Annotated in this window: 15 protein-coding genes and 1 pseudogene; 6 read left to right on the top strand and 10 right to left on the bottom strand. The window is 68.4% G+C overall.

The window, feature by feature from the left end:
• The first annotated feature begins 47 nt into the window (after positions 1 to 47).
• Positions 48 to 872: a serine hydrolase domain-containing protein gene (locus ACM6LR_RS20590; protein ID WP_414937636.1), complete on the top strand. Its 825-nt coding sequence runs from the start codon at positions 48 to 50 to the stop codon at positions 870 to 872.
• Here the strand turns inward: ACM6LR_RS20590 and ACM6LR_RS20585 are convergent.
• Entirely contained in the window at positions 862 to 1,803 is a 942-nt protein-coding gene (locus tag ACM6LR_RS20585) for a D-2-hydroxyacid dehydrogenase family protein (protein WP_414937635.1), read from the bottom strand. The two genes, ACM6LR_RS20590 and ACM6LR_RS20585, sit on opposite strands and share 11 nt — an antisense overlap.
• A 191-nt stretch (positions 1,804 to 1,994) precedes the next feature.
• Here ACM6LR_RS20585 and ACM6LR_RS20580 point away from each other — a divergent pair, with 191 nt between their 5' ends.
• Complete coding sequence (locus ACM6LR_RS20580; RefSeq protein WP_414937634.1) at positions 1,995 to 2,651, top strand: maleylpyruvate isomerase family mycothiol-dependent enzyme; 657 nt, start codon at positions 1,995 to 1,997, stop codon at positions 2,649 to 2,651.
• A gap of 3 nt (positions 2,652 to 2,654) precedes the next feature.
• On the opposite strand, the gene ACM6LR_RS20575 is transcribed toward ACM6LR_RS20580, so the two are convergent.
• The gene (locus tag ACM6LR_RS20575; protein ID WP_414937633.1) at positions 2,655 to 3,854 is read right to left on the bottom strand and encodes an endonuclease/exonuclease/phosphatase family protein; all 1,200 of its coding nucleotides are present in this window, start codon (positions 3,852 to 3,854) and stop codon (positions 2,655 to 2,657) included.
• Between the two features lie 138 nt (positions 3,855 to 3,992).
• Here ACM6LR_RS20575 and ACM6LR_RS20570 point away from each other — a divergent pair, with 138 nt between their 5' ends.
• Positions 3,993 to 4,415 (top strand): hypothetical protein, encoded by a 423-nt coding sequence (locus tag ACM6LR_RS20570; RefSeq protein WP_414944320.1) that lies wholly within the window; start codon positions 3,993 to 3,995, stop codon positions 4,413 to 4,415.
• Between the two features lie 17 nt (positions 4,416 to 4,432).
• The gene (locus tag ACM6LR_RS20565) at positions 4,433 to 5,098 is read left to right on the top strand and encodes a TetR family transcriptional regulator (RefSeq protein WP_414937630.1); all 666 of its coding nucleotides are present in this window, start codon (positions 4,433 to 4,435) and stop codon (positions 5,096 to 5,098) included.
• Positions 5,099 to 5,153: 55 nt separating this feature from the next.
• On the opposite strand, the pseudogene ACM6LR_RS20560 reads toward ACM6LR_RS20565, so the two are convergent.
• From ACM6LR_RS20560 to ACM6LR_RS20525, 8 genes and pseudogenes are all read right to left on the bottom strand, one after another.
• Positions 5,154 to 6,392, bottom strand: a pseudogene (locus tag ACM6LR_RS20560) (GrpB family protein); the annotation flags it as partial.
• A gap of 58 nt (positions 6,393 to 6,450) precedes the next feature.
• Positions 6,451 to 7,308, bottom strand: a complete 858-nt coding sequence (locus tag ACM6LR_RS20555) for a shikimate dehydrogenase (RefSeq protein WP_414944319.1) — start codon at positions 7,306 to 7,308, stop codon at positions 6,451 to 6,453.
• Positions 7,295 to 8,746 carry an endolytic transglycosylase MltG gene (gene mltG / locus ACM6LR_RS20550; protein WP_414937627.1) on the bottom strand — a complete coding sequence of 484 codons (1,452 nt, stop codon included), beginning with the start codon at positions 8,744 to 8,746 and terminating at the stop codon, positions 7,295 to 7,297. Before mltG ends, ACM6LR_RS20555 begins: the two co-directional genes overlap by 14 nt.
• A 353-nt stretch (positions 8,747 to 9,099) precedes the next feature.
• Positions 9,100 to 9,528 (bottom strand): Holliday junction resolvase RuvX, encoded by a 429-nt coding sequence (gene ruvX, locus ACM6LR_RS20545; protein WP_414944318.1) that lies wholly within the window; start codon positions 9,526 to 9,528, stop codon positions 9,100 to 9,102.
• A gap of 67 nt (positions 9,529 to 9,595) precedes the next feature.
• Positions 9,596 to 12,259, bottom strand: coding sequence for an alanine--tRNA ligase (alaS, locus tag ACM6LR_RS20540; protein ID WP_414944317.1), 2,664 nt, complete (start codon positions 12,257 to 12,259; stop codon positions 9,596 to 9,598).
• A gap of 113 nt (positions 12,260 to 12,372) precedes the next feature.
• Positions 12,373 to 12,684, bottom strand: a complete 312-nt coding sequence (locus tag ACM6LR_RS20535; protein WP_414937624.1) for a hypothetical protein — start codon at positions 12,682 to 12,684, stop codon at positions 12,373 to 12,375.
• Positions 12,681 to 13,079: a DUF948 domain-containing protein gene (locus ACM6LR_RS20530; protein WP_414937623.1), complete on the bottom strand. Its 399-nt coding sequence runs from the start codon at positions 13,077 to 13,079 to the stop codon at positions 12,681 to 12,683. The genes ACM6LR_RS20535 and ACM6LR_RS20530 overlap by 4 nt, the downstream gene beginning before the upstream one ends.
• Positions 13,080 to 13,119: 40 nt before the next feature.
• The gene (locus ACM6LR_RS20525; protein ID WP_414937622.1) at positions 13,120 to 13,248 is read right to left on the bottom strand and encodes a hypothetical protein; all 129 of its coding nucleotides are present in this window, start codon (positions 13,246 to 13,248) and stop codon (positions 13,120 to 13,122) included.
• A 23-nt stretch (positions 13,249 to 13,271) separates the two neighbouring features.
• On the opposite strand from ACM6LR_RS20525, the gene ACM6LR_RS20520 reads away from it, so the two are divergent.
• The gene (locus ACM6LR_RS20520; RefSeq protein ID WP_414937621.1) at positions 13,272 to 15,347 is read left to right on the top strand and encodes a phosphocholine-specific phospholipase C; all 2,076 of its coding nucleotides are present in this window, start codon (positions 13,272 to 13,274) and stop codon (positions 15,345 to 15,347) included.
• 429 nt (positions 15,348 to 15,776) lie between these two features.
• Entirely contained in the window at positions 15,777 to 18,167 is a 2,391-nt protein-coding gene (locus ACM6LR_RS20515; RefSeq protein ID WP_414937619.1) for a chitinase C-terminal domain-containing protein, read from the top strand.
• Positions 18,168 to 18,199: the final 32 nt, after the last annotated feature.

Below are 18,199 nucleotides of genomic sequence, written 5' to 3'. Positions count from 1 at the left end.
GAAGCCCGGGCCGCCCCGACCGGCCCGGGCTTCGTAGGGTGTTGGGCATGGAGAGCGTGCGCGAGATCGAACAGTGGCCGTCTGCCAACGCCGCCACGGCCGTGGTGACCGTCGCCGGTGACGTGTTGGGTACGCACGGCGACACGACGAAGGTCTACAAGCTGGCGTCGGTGACGAAGCCGCTGACGGCCTACGCCGCGCTGATCGCCATCGAAGAGGGCGTCGTCGAACTCGACACCCCCGCCGGGCCGGAAGGCTCGACGATCCGGCACCTGCTCGCGCACACCTCCGGGCTCGCCTTCAACGAGCACAAGCCGATGGCCGCGCCCGGCAACCGGCGCCTGTACTCCAACGCCGGGTTCGAGCAGCTCGCCGACGCGCTCACCGAGCACTCCGGCATCCCCTTCGCCGACTATCAGGCGGAGGCGCTTTTCCAGCCGCTGGGCATGAAGGCGACCAAGCTGACCGGCTCCCCCGCTTCGGGCGCCGAGTCCACCGTGGACGACCTGGTCGCGTTCGCCGCCGAGCTGCAGGCCCCGAAGCTGATCGCCGCCGAGACGGTGCGCGAGGCGACTTCCGTGGTCTTCCCCGGCCTTTCCGGTGTCCTGCCCGGCTTCGGCCACCAGAAGCCGAACGACTGGGGCCTCGGTTTCGAGATCCGCGACCACAAGAGTCCACATTGGACCGGCTCGTCGAGCTCGCCGCGGACCTTCGGCCACTTCGGGCAGTCCGGCACGTTCCTCTGGGTCGACCCCGACGCCGGTGCCGCCTGTGTCGCGCTCACCGACCACGCTTTCGGCCCGTGGGCGGCCGAGGTGTGGCCGCCCTATACCGACGCCGTCCTCTCGGAACTGCGCGGCCTCACTCCATGACGCGGACCGGCGAACCCGCCTGGAAGGCCGCGATGTCCTCGACCGCGTCGCGATAGAAGATCTCGTAGGTCTCGCGGGTGACGTAGCCGATGTGCGGGGTGAGCACGACGTTGTCCAGTGTCCGCAGCGGATGCTCCGAGGGCAGCGGCTCGACGTCGTAGACATCGAGCGCGGCGACCGCGATCTCCTTGCGGCGCAAGGCGTCCACCAGGGCGGCCTCGTCCACGATCGGGCCGCGCGAGGTGTTGACGAGCATCGCCGTCGGCTTCATCGCGGCGAGTTCCGGTGCGCCGACCAGTCCGCGGCTGCGGTCGCTGAGCACCAGATGAACCGACAAAACGTCCGCGCGGGCGAACAATTCGTCCTTCGCCACCGCCGTCACGCCGTGGGGATCGGCCTTCTCCTGGGTCAGGTTCTGACTCCAGGCGATGGTCTCCATGCCGAACGCCTGGCCGATCTTGGCCGCGCCGGCACCGAGCCTGCCGAGCCCGAGCAGCCCGAGGGTCTTGCCTGCCAGGACCGTGCCGACCGTGGTCTGCCAGCCGCCCTCACGCATGTTCTCCGACTCCACCGGCACGTTCCGCGCGGCGGCGAGGATCAGCGCCCAGGTGTGCTCGGCCGCCGGGGCCGCGAGGTACCCGGTGGAGGAGACGACCACGCCGTTGCGCCGGGCGGCGGCCACGTCGATCGCGGCGTTGCGGTGGCCGGTGCTCACCAGCAGCTTGAGCGCGGGCAACCGGTCGAGGACTTCGGCGGGGAACCGGGTGCGCTCGCGCATCGCGACCACGACGTCGAACTCCCGCAGGCGGGCGACCACGTCGGCGGGGTCCGCGAACGGCTCGGTGAACACCTTGGTCTCGGCGCCGAGGGAGGCCCAGTCCCCGAAGCCGAGCGCCACTTCCTGGTAGTCGTCGAGAATCGCGATCTTCATACCGCCCAGGCTAGGGTCGTGCCCGGAACCGTGCCCGAGGAGGCCGCCCCCTTCCTGGAAACTGCGGGACCGCACGTCATCGATTACGGTCGTTCCTTGGTCGCCGAAGACGGTCGAGAAGAGGCCTGGTCGAAGGAGCCGCGCGAGGCGATGGAAGCACTCAGACGGGCTTGAGGAAGAGGACACCGGGTATGAATGTGGACGAGGGCAAGGTGCTGGCCTGGACCGAGGCCGAGCGGCTGAGCGTGGCGGATCTGCTCGAAGGACTCGACGAGAAGGACTGGTCCGCGCACACCCTGTGCCCGAAATGGACCGTCCACGAAATGGCCGCCCACCTGGCGCTCTCGCCCCGGACCGGGCTCAAGGACACCATCCTGGGCGCCATCAAGGCGAAAGGGAATTGGGACCGGATGACCGCCGACCAGGCCATCGGCCACGCCACCCGGTTCGAGCCGGCCGAACTCATCGCCCAGATCCGGGAGGACGCGGGGTCGGACCACCGCTCCCCCGGCGCCAAGCCGATCGACCCGCTCGCCGACGTCCTCATCCACGGCCAGGACATCGTCCGCCCGCTGGGCCGCGTCCGGCCCATGCCCGAGGAGCCGGCGATCGCGTCGCTGGAGCACATCCTCGCCAGCCCGTTCTGGGGCGCCCGGAAACGCTGCAAGGGCGTGAAGATGATCGCCACCGACGCCGACTGGACCGGTGGCGAGGGGCCCGACGAAGTACGGGGCCCGCTCGCCGACCTGCTCATGGCGACGACCGGCCGGGGCACCGGCCTCGCCGCGCTCACCGGCTCGGGCAAGGCTCAGCTCGGCGCCCACTGCGATCCGCCGGTCTCGGTCTGAGACCTACCAGCGCGGGACGAACACGTCGACCCGCACCAGATGGTGGTCCGAGGCGTCGTTGAGCCGCGCCAGCGGTGAATCGGGCAGCGGCCAGAAAACCTCGGCACGCCAGGGGAACAGGCCCCTCGACGGCAGGACGTAGTCGATCCGCAGGTTCCCCGGCGCGTTGTCGTTGAAGTCGCCGGTGTCGAAGAAGGGGTCGCCCTTCTGGCCGATGTTGGCACCTGCCTGGTCCTGGGCGGCGCGCACCGCGCCTTCGCTGCCCGGGCGCGTCTCGAGGACGCGAGGCGCGTTCAGCAGGCGGGAGATCGCGCCGGGGACGCTGTCGCCGTCGAGCGGGTCGGAGTTGTAGTCGCCGGCGATGACGAACTTCTCGTGCGCGCCCAGCCCGCCGCGACGGCCGCGGTCGTCGTAGATGTAGCGGCCCTTGCCCGGCGTCACGTAATCCGCCCAGAAGCGGATTTCGTCGTTGTTGCGGGTGCCGTTGCGGTCTTCGGGGCCGTCGAAGGTGGGCGGTGTCGGGTGCGCGGCCAGGAAGTGCACGGTGGACCGGCCGACGCGGACGGGGACGTCCCAGTGCGACTTCGACGACAGGCGCAGCACGTCGAGTGCCTGCGGCGAGTACCAGTCGCTCGGCGCCGGGGTGGCCGGGTCGTCCGGGAGCAGCGCCCCCGGCATGTCCTTCCACCGGAACTTCTGGAACGTCCGCACGCTCTTGGTGTCGATGGGGTACTTGGACAGCACGAGCATGCCGTACTGCCCCTCGAAGAGGCCGAAGCCGTGCGCGTCGTTGCCCCCGCCGACCTGGCCGTTGCGGTCGAGGTCGACTCCCGTCGCGACACCGGTGTTCGACGGCGCGGTGAAGGCGTACGGGTAGTCGATCGGCGCGGCGCCGTTCTGGCCGCGCTTCAGGTAGTTCTCGCGGAACAGGTTCGCGGCGCGGTTTTCCGGCACGTAGTCGAACTCGTTGATCAGCAGCACGTCCGGCCGGTTGCGCTGGATCACCTCGGCGACTTCGTTCGCCTGCGCGTTGCCCGGCTGCGACAGGTCGGTCACCAGCTGACCCGCGGCTCCGCGGTTGAGCGAAGCGTTGTACGTCGCGAAGCGGACGTTCTGTCCGACGGTGGCTTCCGCCGGAGTGGCGGCCAGCAGGGTCCCTGCCAGCAGAGCGCCCGATGTGAGCACGGCGGCGATGCGTTTCACGGTCTTACCTCCCGGAGTCGGTGCGACCTTACGCACCCCGGGCGGCCGGGTGGGTGAGCTTCAGATGAACAGCACCTCTTGAACGTGTTCAAAATCTGGGCTACGGTTCTTCTTGAACACGTTCAAAAGGAGGTCCCCATGCAACCCGTAGTCGTGGCCTACGCGCTCTACCTGGCCATCACCGTCCCGCTGACCGTGCTGGTCGCCCGCACGCTGAGCAGGCACGGCAAGACGTTCCTGGAGGACGTCTTCCAGGAAAAGCAGGCACTGGCACATTCGGTCAACCAACTGCTCGTCGTCGGGTTCTACCTGGTCAGCCTGGGTTTCGTGGCCTTGTTCCTGACCAGCAACGACACCGTCCTCGACGCGCGCGACGTCTTCGAGATGCTGTCGGTCAAGGTCGGCACCGTCGCGCTCGTGCTCGGCGTGATGCACGTCGGGAACGTGCTGGTGTTCAACGGAATCCGCCGCAAGCACCTGAACCACGCCACCGCGTGGCCCGCGCCGACGCCGCCGCCCTACCCCGGCCACCCGGCGCCCGCTCCGCATCCCGCGCCCTGACCGGATAACGTGCAGTGGTGGCGAAGAGTGAGGAAACCAGGTCGCTGATCGTGGCGACCGCGTTGCGGCTGTTCGCCGAGAACGGCTACGACCGCACGACCATGCGGGCGATCGCGGGCGAAGCGGGTGTGTCGGTCGGGAACGCCTATTACTACTTCGCCTCGAAAGACCAGCTGATCCAGGGTTTCTACGACGAGATCGCCAAAGTGCACCTGACGACGGCACGCCAGTCGATCGAAGGTGAGCGGGACTTCAGCGCGCGGCTCAAGACCGTCCTGCTCACCTGGCTCGACGTCGCCGAGCCGTACCACCGCTTCGGCACCCAGTTCTTCGTCAACGCCGCCGACCCGGACTCGCCGCTGAGCCCGTTCAGCGAGGAGTCGACACCCGCGCGGGACGCCTCCATCGGCCTGATGCGCGACGTCATCGCCGACTCCGACGCCAAACTCGACCCGGACCTGCGCGACGACCTGCCCGACCTGCTGTGGCTGTACCAGATGGGCGTCGTGCTGTTCTGGGTCCACGACCGGTCGCGTGGGCAGAAGCGGAGCCGCGTGCTCGTGGAGCGGACGGTGCCACTGATCGCGCGGCTGGTGGGGCTGTCGCGGCTGCGGGTGCTGCGGCCGGTGAGCCGGGAGATCGTCTCGCTGATCCGGGACCTCTCGAAGCGGGACGACACCTGAGGCTCGCGCCGCAAGCACTCCGCGGGCCCCTCTGGTCACGACAAGTCCCGGGGCGGGTCCGGAAGTACAGGAACCGCGGCTTCGTCCGCAGGTTCGCGTACCACCGGGGGTCGGACTCGGCGATCGACTCTTCCGGCATCGGCTCCACCAGCCTGTCGACGGCGAACCCGGCGTCCCGCACGGCGCCGAACGTCCAGCTCAGCGGCCGCCGGTAGAACCGCACCTTCTGTCCCTGCGGGAATTCGTCTTCGAGCAGTTCGAGCTGGAAGTAGTTCTGCTTCTCGAACCAGCGCCAGTCCTCACCGGGATGGTGCACGGAGAACACCAGCAGCCCGCCCGGCTTCAGCACCCGCCGGAACTCCGCCAGCGCCGGAGCCCACTCCTTCAGGTAGTGCAGCACCAGCGACGCCGTGACGACGTCGATGGAGCCGTCCTCCAGGAACGTCAACGGCCGCGTGACATCGGCCGTCTCGAACTTCGCGACGTCGCCGAACTTCTCCCGCGCGATGGCGACCATGCCCTCGCTGGCGTCGACGCCGAGGACGTCCCCGCCCTTCGCGGCGAGCAACGCGCTGAGGTGCCCCGCCGCGCAGCCGACGTCCAGCACCCGCTTACCCGCCACGTCACCGGCCAGTTCGACGATGGCGGGGCGGTCGTAGTGGGCGTTGGTACTGCTGGTTTCGGCGTGCGCGGCGTAGAGCCGGGCGAAACCGTCGTATTGGGCGGCGCGGGCCCGTTCGATGATCTCGTCGATCACCTGGGTCTTGGCGTCGGCGTAGTGCTGGATGTACTTCCAGGTGCGCGCGGCCAGTTCGCGTTTCTTGGTCTCGTAGAGCTTCAGTTCGTCCTCGTGCGCGATCAACCTCTCCCGGAAGAGGCGGTAGCGCTCGGCCTGGCCGTTGTCCGGCGAGTAGACGTGCAGGTTGATGTCGGTGTCCGGGCCCTTGAAGCTGCGGTGCTTCTCCCAGTCCGGCTCACGGATGACGAGCTGGTAGCCCTCCGCCTCCAACTGCGGCAGGTAGGCGTCCTCGTCGTCCGAGTCCGGGACGATCAGCATGATGTCGATGATCGGTTTCGCGCAGAGCCCGGGCACCGACGTGGAGCCGACGTGCTCCAGCACCAGCGCACGCTCCCCCAGGATCCCCCTGATGCGCTTGGCTTCCCGTTCGAACAGTTCGGGCCACTCCGGGTCGTATTCGGCCAGGGTGACGGTGGAATTCAGTACCGGAGCCTGCTCGACCCACGCGTTGTTGATGTCGTCTTCGGTGTAGTCGTCTCGATCGGGTTTAGGCATCGACTCCTCGTTCCTCTCTCAAGGCAGTCGGCCAGATTATCGAACCCGAACGATCTTGTCAGCTGATTGGCAAGGAAAGGATCCCGCCGGTGGCCTCGCGCAGCGCGTTTCGCATCGCCGCCCGCGGCGCGGGCTGTCCGGTGAAGTACTCGGCCTGCCCGAAAGCCTGGTGCAGCAGCATGTCCAGCCCGGTCGCGAGCCTGCCGCCCCGGTCGGCGACGGCTTCGGCGAGCGCCGTCGGCCAGGGGTGATAGATGACGTCGAGGACGCAGCCGATGCCTGCCAGCTCGGCCAGATGGGGCCGGACGGCGTCCGGGGGCACGGTGTTGGCCAGCACCGCCGAGTCCGCCGCGAGCTTCCCGAAGTCGGCGTCGGCCCAGCGAAGGACCTCGACGTCCAAGCCCGCCCGCTTCGCCGCCTCGACCGTTTCCGTCGCCCGTGCGGGATCCCGCACGACGAGCCGCACCGTCCGCACGCCGAGTGAGGCCAGTCCGACGACGGCCGCCGCGGCCGTGCCGCCCGCGCCGAGGACGACGGCCGCGTCGTCCTCACCGGGCGAGTAGCCACCGGCGACCCGCAGGGCTTCGGTGACACCGTCGACGTCGGTGCAGTCGGCGAGCCAGCCGGTTTCCCGGCGCACCAGCGTGTTCGCCGCGCCGACCGCGGCCGCCCGCGGCGTGACCTCGTCGGCGTATTCCAGCGCGGCCCGTTTCCCTGGCATGGTCACCGACAGGCCGGTCCACTCCGGACCGAGACCGCGGACGAACCCTGGCAGCCCTGAACCGTCCATCTCGACCCGCTCGTAGGTCCAGCCGTCCAGGCCCAGCGCGCGGAAAGCGGCGCCGTGCAGTACGGGCGAGAGCGAGTGTTCGACCGGTTTCCCGAGGATCGCGGCCTTGCGGTCAGTAGACACCACGTTTTTGCGCGTCCAACCTGTTCTTGTTGTGCTCGTCGTTCGTCACCGCGAAGCAGGAGAGCCCGTTCTTCTCGCACTTGACGAAGAAGATCCATTCCCCGGCGGTCGGCTTCAGCGCGGCCTGGATCGCCTCCGCGCTCGGCACCGAGATCGGCGTCGGGGTCAGCCCGAGGGACTTGTAGGTGTTGTACGCCCCCGCTTTGTCCCGTTCCTCGGGTTTGGTGAGCAGGGTCGGCCGGTCGAGGATGTAGTTGACCGTCGAGTCCATCTCGAGCTTCATCTTCTCGTCGAGCCGGTTGTAGATGACCCGCGAGATCTTCCCGAAGTCGGCCTTCACCGCCTCACGTTCGATGATCGACGCGATGACGAGCGTCTCGTACGGCGTCCTGCCTTCGCCCTTCGACTGATCGCTCAACCCGGCGTCGAGGATGCGCTTCGCCGAGGTCTTCGCAACGTCGGTGAGCAGTTCTTCGGCCGTCCACCCGGGCTTGACGTTGAAGATGCCCGGGGCGATCAGGCCTTCGAGCCGCCGTTCCCTGCGCTCGGCCTTCGAGGCGGCTTCGACCGCCCACGACGGGATTCCCAGCTTCGCGAGGTCCGCCGTTTCGACCGTCTTGCGCAGTTCTTCGACCGGGACGCAGGTGCTCGTGCCGTTCAGGTCCGCACAGGAAGCCTTCGACAGCAGCGTGTAGATACCGGGCGTCACCTTGCCGTCGGGCTGGGTGATGTCGTCGAACTGGGTGTACGGCCGGATTTCGACCTGGCCGACCTTCGAAGCTGCCGCGGTCATCTTCTCGACCGCGCTGGCGCCGGACATCTTCGTCTTCATGACGTAGTAGCCCTGCTGCAACCGCGAGACGGCGGTGTTGTCCTCGCCCGCCTTCACGAACGCCTTGCCGCTGGCGACCACCCCGGCCGCTTGCAGCCGGTTGCCGATCGCCGACGTCGAGTCGCCCTTCTCCACCTGGACGAGGACGTCGCTTTCGCCGGTGCCTTCGAAGTCGTCGTAGCCGAAGATCTCGGTGAAACCGTAGTAAGCGCCACCGGCGAGCAGGACGAGCACGGCCAGCGCGGCCACCCAGCCCAGCGCGCGCTTCTTCTTGCGCTTCTTGGGCGGCGGTCCCTTGCGGTCCGGACGCTCGTCCTCGATACGTTCGGGCTCGGCGCGGTCTTCGTCCTCGAAGTCCTGTTCGTCTTCGTATTCGTCGTACTCGTCGTAGTCCTCGTACTCGTCGTACGCGTTTTCGCCGAAGATCTCGTCGTATTCCTCTTCGCTGCCCTGAGACGGCGGAGGAGCCGTGCCGGGGCGCCGGGCCAGTGGCGCCTCCTGGATCGCGGGGATGATGTCGGTCGGCCGCTCGTCCGGGAGCGGGCCGTCGTCCTCGCGGCGCCTGCGGCGGCCGGGACGCGGGGGCTCGTCCTGGGCGTAGACAGGCATGCCGGGACCACGGTCACCCGGCTGGGGGAACCGCCGTGGCGGTACGGGAGGAGAAGGCGGCGCGGTGGGAGGCAACGGTGCCACCGGTTCTGGAGCGCGCCTCGGCGCCGGACGCTGTACGCGGGGCGGCGGAGGCGGGGGCTCTTCAGGTGCGGCCCGGCGACGAGGCGGCGCCGGCGGGGGAACCTCATCGGGCTCCTGCCGGACGTGCCGCCGACGAGCGACGGGCTCCACCGGTGGTTGCGGCTCAGGACGGCGGCGAGGCGGAGCCGGTGGCGGGCTGGCCTCCTCAGGCTCTTCCCGCAACCTTCGTCTACCGCCCTGACGGCGCTCGGGCCGGCCGTGGGGCTCGGTCATGTATCGCCCTTCCGTGCGCGATGTGCCGCTACCGCGTCGATCCAGGCCTGCAGGATCTCGACCGCGGCCGCCTGATCGACGACGGCACGAAGCTTGCGTCCCTTCACCCCACGCTGCGACAGCATCCTGGATGCCGTCACCGTGGTCAACCGCTCGTCGGCCAGCCGCACCGGCACCGGAGCGATCCTGGTGGCGACCTTTTCGGCGTAGTCCAGCGCCGCTTCGGCCGCCGGGCCGTGACGGTCCTTGAGCGTCCTCGGCAAGCCGACGACGACTTCGACCACGTCGTGTTCCGTGACGAGTTCGACGAGCTGGTCGACGTCTTTGTCGCCTGCCGCGTCGCGAGTGAGGGTAACGAGCGGGCTGGCGAGGATGGGGTCGGGATCACTCAAGGCGATCCCGACCCGGACTGATCCGACATCCACGCCAAGCCGCCTGCCGCGCCCCGGATCGGTCTCCCCCGGCCGGTCCGGGCGCCGCCCGACGGCGTCGTCAGCCAACTTGGGCGACCGCCGCGCGCAGTGAGGCGATGGCCTCCTCGGCACCGGCCGGGTTGGTGCCACCGCCCTGGGCCATGTCCGGTTTGCCGCCACCACGGCCGCCGATCGCCTCGGCGAACGACGGGACGAGCTTGCCTGCCGCGATGCCCTTCTCCTGGGCCGCCTTGGTGGTCGCGACGATGAAGGCGACCTTCTCGCCCTGCGGCGCGAACAGCGCGACGATGCCGGGACGGGCGCCGAGCCTGCCGCGGATGTCCGAGGCGAGCGCGCGCAGACCGTTCGAGTCGACGCCCTCGCCGAGCTTCTCCGCGACGACCGCGATCCCGCCGATGTCCTCGGCTTTGTCCGCGAGCGAGCCCGCCGAGCCGAGCACCTGCCGGGTGCGCAGCTGCTCGATCTCCTTCTCGGCGTTCTTGAGCCGGGTGAGCACGTCGTCGATCCGCGACGGCAGCTGCTCCGACGGCACCTTGAAGGTGCTCGCGAGCTGCGAGACGAGCAGCTGCTCCTTGCGGACGTACTTGAGCGCGTCCGTGCCGACCAGCGCCTCGACGCGGTGCACGCCGGAACCGATGGACGAGTCGCCCACCAGCTTCACCAGGCCGAGCTGGCCGATGCGGTCGACGTGGGTACCGCCGCAGAGCTCGCGGGAGTACTCGCCCATGTCGACGACGCGGACGTCGTTGCCGTACTTCTCGCCGAACAGCGCGACCGCGCCGAGTTCGAGGGCCTTGTCCTTCGTGGTGACGAAGGTGTTCACCTCGACGTTGGTCTGGAGGTAGTCGTTGACCTCCTCCTCGACCTCGGTCAGCACGTCGGCCGAAACCCCGCCGGAAGTGGTGAAGTCGAACCGCATCCGGCCCGGCGAGTTGAGCGAACCGGCCTGCGCCGCGCGCTTGCCATACGCGCCGCGCACGGCCGCGTGGACCAGGTGTGTCGCGGAGTGGGACCGCTCGATCGACAGGCGGCGGTGCTGGTCGACCGAACCGGTCAGCGCGCTGCCGATGCCGACCTCGCCGTCGAGCACCTCGACGCGGTGCACGAACAGGCCAGGCACGATCTTCTGCACGTCGTGGACCTTGAGCTCGACGCCGTCGCCGAGCAGCACGCCGGTGTCGGCGACCTGGCCGCCGCTCTCGGCGTAGAACGGCGTGCGGTCCAGGACCAGCTCCGCCTTCTTGCCCGCGCCGACGCCGCGGACGGGAACGCCGTCTTCCAGCAGCGCGACGACCTTCGCGTCGGCCTGCAGGTCGCCGTAGCCGAGAAACTCGGTCTCGCCGTGCTGTTCGAGCACCTTGCGGTACTCGGACAGGTCGCCGTGGCCGGTCTTGCGCGACGCCGCGTCGGCCTTCGCCCGCTGCCGCTGCTCGTTCATGAGCGTGCGGAAGCCCTCTTCGTCGACGGTCAGGCCCTGCTCGGACGCCATCTCGAGGGTCAGGTCGATCGGGAAGCCGTAGGTGTCGTGCAGCTGGAACGCCTTGTCGCCGGCCAGCAGCGAGCCACCCTCGCGTTTGGTCTCCTCGGCTGCCATGTCGAAGATGCGCGAACCGCTGGTGAGCGTGGAGAGGAAGGCCTCCTCCTCGGCACGCACGACGTCCTCGATGCGGTCGAAACCGGAGAGCAGCTCGGGGTACGTCGGGCCCATGGTGTCGCGGACGACCGCGGCGAAGGCGGGCAGCACCGGCTCGTGCACGCCGAGCAGGCGCGCGGAGCGGATGATGCGGCGCAGCAGGCGGCGCAGCACGTAACCCCGGCCGTCGTTGCCGGGGGTGACGCCGTCGCCGATGAGCAGCACGCCGGTGCGGGCGTGGTCGGCGATGACGCGGAAGCGGACGTCGTCGGTGTGGTCGCCGCCGTAGCGGCGGCCGGAGAACTCCTCGGCGCGGCCGATCACCGGACGGACGAGGTCGGTCTCATAGACGTTCTCGACGCCCTGCAGGATCGTCGCGACGCGCTCGACGCCCATGCCGGTGTCGATGTTCTTCTTCGGCAGCTCGCCGATCGGCTTGTGGCCGTGCTTCGGGCTCTTCTCGCCCCGCACGTCCTGCATGAAGACGAGGTTCCAGATCTCGATGTAGCGGTCCTCGTCGGCGACCGGGCCGCCCTCACGGCCGTAGTCCGGGCCACGGTCGTAGTAGATCTCCGAGCACGGGCCGCCGGGGCCGGGCACGCCCATGTCCCAGTAGTTGTCCTTGCCGTCACGGGCCTGGATACGCTCGCCGGGCAGGCCGGTGAGCTTCTTCCACAGGCCCGCCGCCTCGGAGTCGTCCTCGTAGACGGTCGCCCAGACGCGCGCCGGGTCGAGGCCGTAACCGCCATCGCTGCGGGGCTTGGTGATCAGCTCCCACGCCGCCTCGATGGCGCCTTCCTTGAAGTAGTCGCCGAAGGAGAAGTTCCCGGCCATCTGGAAGAACGTGTTGTGCCGGGTGGTCTTGCCGACCTCGTCGATGTCCGGGGTGCGGACGCACTTCTGGACGCTGGTCGCGCGCGGGTACGGCGGCGGGACCTCGCCGAGGAAGTACGGCTTGAACTGGACCATTCCCGCGTTGACGAACAGCAGGTTCGGGTCGTCGAGGATCAGGGGCGCGCTCGGCACGCGCGTATGCCCCTTGTTTTCGAAATGGCTCAGAAAACGCTGGGTGATTTCGTGTGTTTCCACGGGTTCGTCCTTGTATACGGGCTCGCGCGAAAGCGCTGGGCTTTGCCGGCAAAGCGCCTGGGAGTGCGGACAGGCTGGAACGGCGGGGGGCTCTGGTCGCGGACGCGACCGAATCAGCCCTCCGCCCGGCGAGCTCGCCGGGCCGGGCGCCGCGGCTGTGCCGCGTGCCTGCCCGCAGGGCCTTCCAAGGCCGTGCTCAAGCCGGACCGCTCCGACACCATGTCGTGCAACTCCTGTTCCCGCTCGCTCATCCCGGCGCGGACCTCCGCGCCGAACGAACCGACGGCGCCCGCGAGTTCCCGCACGGCGTCGCCCAGGTTCGAGGCTAGCCCCGCGGGCGTGGCCTGGCGAGCGGTTTCGGTGGCCTTGCGTGACAGGGCGACGCCGGCGACCACGCCGACGCCGAGCCAGAACAGGCGCTTCACTTGCGGCCCCGCTTCTTCGCCGGGCGCGCGGCCTTCGCTTCCGCCTTCTTGCGGCGGGCCTTGATGGCCTTGCTCAGACCGTAGGACAGCGCGGCCGTCTTCACCAGCGGTCCACCGAGCGTGGCGGTGAACACCGACGACAGCGCGGACACGTTGCCGCTGACTGCCTGCGCGTTGGCGGTGATGCCGTCGACCCGCTCCAGCTGCGCGTTGACGTGCGTGATCGTCTCGTTCGCGCCGATCAGCAACGGGTCGGTGTTCTCATGCGCCTTGCGGATCGCGATCGTGGCCTCGTCCAGGGTCCGGCCGAGCTTGAACAGCACGATCGCCAGCAGCACGACGAGTACGACGAATGCTCCTGCGGCGATCAGCGCGGCGATCTGCCCTGCCGACACGGGCCCTCCTCAAGGGTCTGCGGTCTTGGTGCCCGTGAGGTTACCGTCCCGCCAGCCGTTCGGCGGTGTGACCCCGCCGGACGGTCACCCAGCGCAGTGAACCGGGACGGCGGGCGTGGCGAACGCTGTTCGCCTTGAGGACGACCTGTTCGGTTCTTGTGCCGTTCACCTCGCTCGGCAAAGGTCGCGCGCATGCCTGAACTGTCACGCCGCACACTGCTCGGCGCCACCGGCGCCGCGGCCGCCACCACCCTCCTGCCCCCGTCAGTGCACGCCGCGATGGCCGAACCCCTGCGGCGAGGCGGACTCGACGCCATCGAACACGTCATCGTGCTCATGCAGGAGAACCGGTCGTTCGACCACTACTACGGCAGCCTGCGCGGCGTCCGGGGCTTCTCCGACACCCATCCGCTGGAACTGCCGTCGGGGAAGTCGGTGTTCGAGCAGCCGAACCCGGCGGGCGGCACGGTGCTGCCGTTCTCGCTGCGCAAGGCGGCCGAACTCGCCGGCCGGAAAGCGGACGACATCCAGTACCTCGGCGACCTCGACCACAGCTGGAACGGCAGCGGCAAGGCGTGGGCGCGCGGCTGGAACAACGGCTGGATCGCGGCGAAGACCCCCGCCACGATGACGTACTACGAGCGCCGCGACATCGCGCTGCAGTACGAACTCGCGGACACCTTCACCATCTGCGACGCCTACCACTGCTCGATCTTCGGCTCGACCAACCCGAACCGGAACTTCCTCTGGACCGGGACCACGGGCTTCGAACCGGGCAGCACCACGAACCGCGCGGTCACGAACGCGGCGTACTCCTACGACCACAAGGGCTACGACTGGACGACCTACCCGGAGCGCCTCGAAGCCGCCGGGGTGCCGTGGCGGATCTACCAGGAGTGGGACAACTTCACCGACAACGCGGTCGAATACTTCGTGCCGTTCAAGAAGGTCGGCACGAAGATCCTGGCCTCGGTCGAGGAGAAGTTCCGCACCACCGAGGAGTTCTACTCCGCGCTGCTGGAGAAGACCCCCGAGGAGCGCAAGAAGCTGCAGGCACAGTTCGACGCCGGTGTCGCCACACTGACGCCCGCCGAAAGCAACCTGTTCAAGAAGGCGATGTACCGCAGCGAGCCGGAGACGCTGGTGACCCGGCTGAAGGCGGACATCCAGGCGCGACGGCTGCCCGCGGTGACCTGGCTGGTGCCGTCGGCGGTGGACTCGGAGCACCCCGGCGCGTCCACCCCGGTCGGCAGCGCGAACCTGATCTACCGCGTGCTCGACGCCATCGCGTCCGACCGCGAAACGTGGTCCAAGACGGTGCTGCTGATCAACTTCGACGAGAACGACGGCTATTTCGACCACGTCCCGCCGCCGATGCCGCCCGGGAACGCGGCGAACGACGCCGACCACTTCAACGGCCAGCCGCTCGGTTTCGGCCCGCGTGTGCCGATGACGGTCGTCTCGCCGTGGTCGATCGGCGGCAACGTCGACTCCACCGTGTACGACCACACCTCGGTGCTGCGGTTCCTCGAGCGCTGGACCGGGATCGCCGAGCCGAACATCAGCAAGTGGCGCCGGACCGTCGCGGGCGATCTCACCGGCGCCTTCGACTTCTCGCGCGCCGGACGCCAGCCGCGGGTGACGCGGCCGGGCCCGGTGCCCGCGCCGGTCAGCCGCTGGCGTCCGTCCGCGCCGACGGAGCAGGCCCTGCCGGTGGCCGAGCCCGGCAACCGGCCGTCGCGTCCGCTGCCGTACCAGGTCTCGGTGTCCGGCGTCGTGAAGTCCGGTTCCCTCGCACTTTCGCTGGCGAACAGCGGCTCGTCGTCGGCGCATTTCGCGCTGTACCCGTACAAGGGCGAATTCCCCGAACCCGCGCACCGCGATGTCCGCGGCGAGGCTTCGGAAAACGTGAAGCTGGGCGGTGACGAATACCGCGTCGTCGTCCAGGGACCGAACCGATCGTGGTGGGAACTGCGCGGAAACCGTTCCGGAGCCGCTGCGGGCGTCGACGTCCGGACTCGGTTCCTGACTTGGCGTTCGGGGGTCGAGTTCAAGCTCTCCAACTCGGGTTCATCGGCGCTGACGCTGCGGCTGTCGTCGTCGCGGTTCACGCGGGTGGTGCGGGTCGGCGCCGGGCGTTCGGTCACTGTGGACTGGCCGGTTTCGAACGGCTGGTACGACGTGAAGGTGACCGCGGACGGGGATCCGTCGTTCCTGCGGACACTGACGGCGCGGGTGGAGAACGGGCGGACCGGCGTCTCCTGCTGACGTCCCCGGGAATGGTGCCTGACGCAAGTAGTCCTCTAGTGGCGGTAGTTGCGTGTGCAAGGACCGCAACTAGAGGACTACTTGCGGCCGGTGGGCGTGAACGCTAATCCGGTGCGCGCCGCGGATACGGTCGCCTTTCGGTGCACCCTGGCAAGATCGGCCCGCATACACGCATCGAGGGAAATGGCGTAATAGCACTGACGGGATGTGGCCGGGAGCATGGCCATCCCCGAACCTTGTTGAAAGCCTGACTTACGCGCCGCCTCTCGAACAGCCTTCGATCTTCGACGGAGACCAGACCTGACGACGCACAGGTCCGCCTCGCTCTACGGCACAGGATGGAAATTGGTCTACACCTATTGACGCGCGCCTGGTCAGCGGCCCAAGCTGCTGAGACCGAGGGCCATCTTCCACTGTCGGAGGTTCGGCGTGCCAAGGAGAACCAGGAAACTACTCCCCCTGCTGGCGTCGCTCATCGCGCTGGCCGGACTCATGATCGTCGTCGTCACCCCGTCCACGTCGAACGCGGCAGGCCATGAGGACTGCCGTCCCGACGGCCTCTACCGGACGACCGGCGTCGACACCCCCTACTGCACCGTCTATGACACGAACGGCCGGGAATCGCTGGGGGCGGAACATTCCCGTCGCGTGATCGGCTACTTCACCAGCTGGCGCACCGGTAAGAACGGTTCGCCCTCCTACCTGGTCAACAACATCCCGTGGTCGAAGGTGACCCACCTCAACTACGCGTTCGCCCACGTCGACGCGCAGAACAAGGTTTCGGTCGGCAACCCGGGCGCGAACAACGAGGCCATCGGCATGGAATGGCCGGGCATCCCCGGCGCCGAGATGGATCCTTCGTTGCCCTATAAGGGACATTTCAATCTGCTGACCAAGTACAAGAAGCAGAACCCGAACGTGAAGTCGCTGATCTCGATCGGCGGCTGGGCCGAGACCGGTGGCTTCCTCAACCCGGACGGCACACGCAACGCGTCGGGCGGGTTCTACAAGATGACGCAAAGCCAGGCGAGTATTGACGTCTTCGCGGATTCCGTCGTGAAGTTCTTGCGCGACTACGGATTCAACGGCGCCGACATCGACTACGAGTACGCGACGTCGGCCAGTTACGCAGGAAACCCGGACGACTACTGGATCGCGCAGTCCAACCGCGGCACCCTGTGGGCGGGTTACGAGAACCTGATGCGCACGCTGCGCGAGAAGATCGACCGGGCCGGTGCCGCCGACGGCAAGCACTACCTGCTGACCGCGGCCGTGCCCGCGTCCGGCTGGCTGCTGCGCGGCCAGGAGGTCTACGGCGTCACACGGTATCTCGACTACGCCAACATGATGAGCTACGACCTGCACGGCGCGTGGAACCAGTTCGTCGGGCCGAACGCGGCGCTCTACGACGCCGGGAACGACGCGGAACTCGCACACTGGCAGGTGTACACGACACCGCAGTACGACGGTCAGGGGTATCTCAACACCGACTGGGCCTATCACTACTTCCGAGGCGCGATGCAAGCCGGCCGGATCAACATCGGCGTCGGGTTCTACACCCGCGGCTGGCAAGGAGTGAGCGGCGGGACGAACGGACTGTGGGGTAAGGCTCCACTACCGGATCAGAAACAGTGTCCACCGGGCACCGGATCCCAGGTCGGTTCGACAGTGCCCTGTGGTAACGGCGCGATCGGCATCGACAACCTCTGGCACGACCTCGGCCTGGCCGGGGGCGAGGTACCCGCGGGCGCGAACCCCATGTGGCACGCCAAGAACCTCGAGAACGAGATCACCCCGGACTACCTGGAGGCGTACGGGCTCACTCCCAAGACCGACCCGACAGACCGGGTTTCGGGAGCCTACAACAGGTATTACGACAACACGATGGTGACGCCTTGGCTGTGGAACAACGACAAGAAGGTGTTCCTGTCCACTGAGGACGAAGCCTCGCTCGCCACGAAGGCCAAGTACGTGGCCGACAAGGGCATCGGCGGCATCATGATCTGGGAGCTGGCCGGCGACTACGCCTTCGACGAGGCCAAGGGCCAGTACTTCATGGGTGACACGCTGATCACGAAGATCAACGACAGCCTCCGCGGCGCCGCCCCGTACGGCAACACCAAGTCGTCGCGTCCCGCGCCGTCTTCGGTGCTCGACGTGAACGTCAACCTCACCGGGTTCGCGCTGGGCGACGCGAACTACCCGATCACCCCGCGGATGCGCGTCACCAACAATTCGACCACCACCATCCCCGGCGGTACGAAGATCGAGTTCGACTACGGCACGAGCGCTCCCGGCACTATGTCCGACCAATCCGGCTTCGGCCTGACGGTCACGAGCAAGGGCCATAGCGGGCCCAACGTCGGTGGTATGAAGGGAGACTTCCAGCACGTCGCGGTGACCGTGCCGACCTGGCAGACGATCGCGCCGGGCGCCACGATCGAAGTCCGGTTGAACTACTACATGCCGATCGCGTCCCCGTCGAACTTCACCTTCACCTTCGGCGGGACGACCTACGCGATCGCGTCGGACCACCCGCGTGGCGGCGGTGCTCCACCGACGACCACGACGACGCCCACCACCGGTACGACGACCACGACACCCACGACAACGACCAGTTCGACGACCACCACCCGACCGACCACCACCACGCCGACGACGACGACCACGGCGCCGTCCGACGCCTGGAAGCCGAACGTCGACTACGCGACGGGCACCAGGGTGACCCACAACGGCACGGCCTACGTGTGCCGCCAGGGCCACCGCTCCCTGCCCGGCTGGGAGCCGCCGAACGTGCCGGCCCTCTGGACCCGCGCCTGACAAACCCGGCAGCGCGGGCCGTTCCCTAGCGC

It is taken from the genome of Amycolatopsis sp. cmx-11-32, assembly GCF_047608695.1.
Classification (GTDB): Bacteria; Actinomycetota; Actinomycetes; order Mycobacteriales; family Pseudonocardiaceae; genus Amycolatopsis.
Note: the sequence above shows the minus strand (reverse complement) of the source record. Positions and strands in the feature narration are given on the sequence as shown.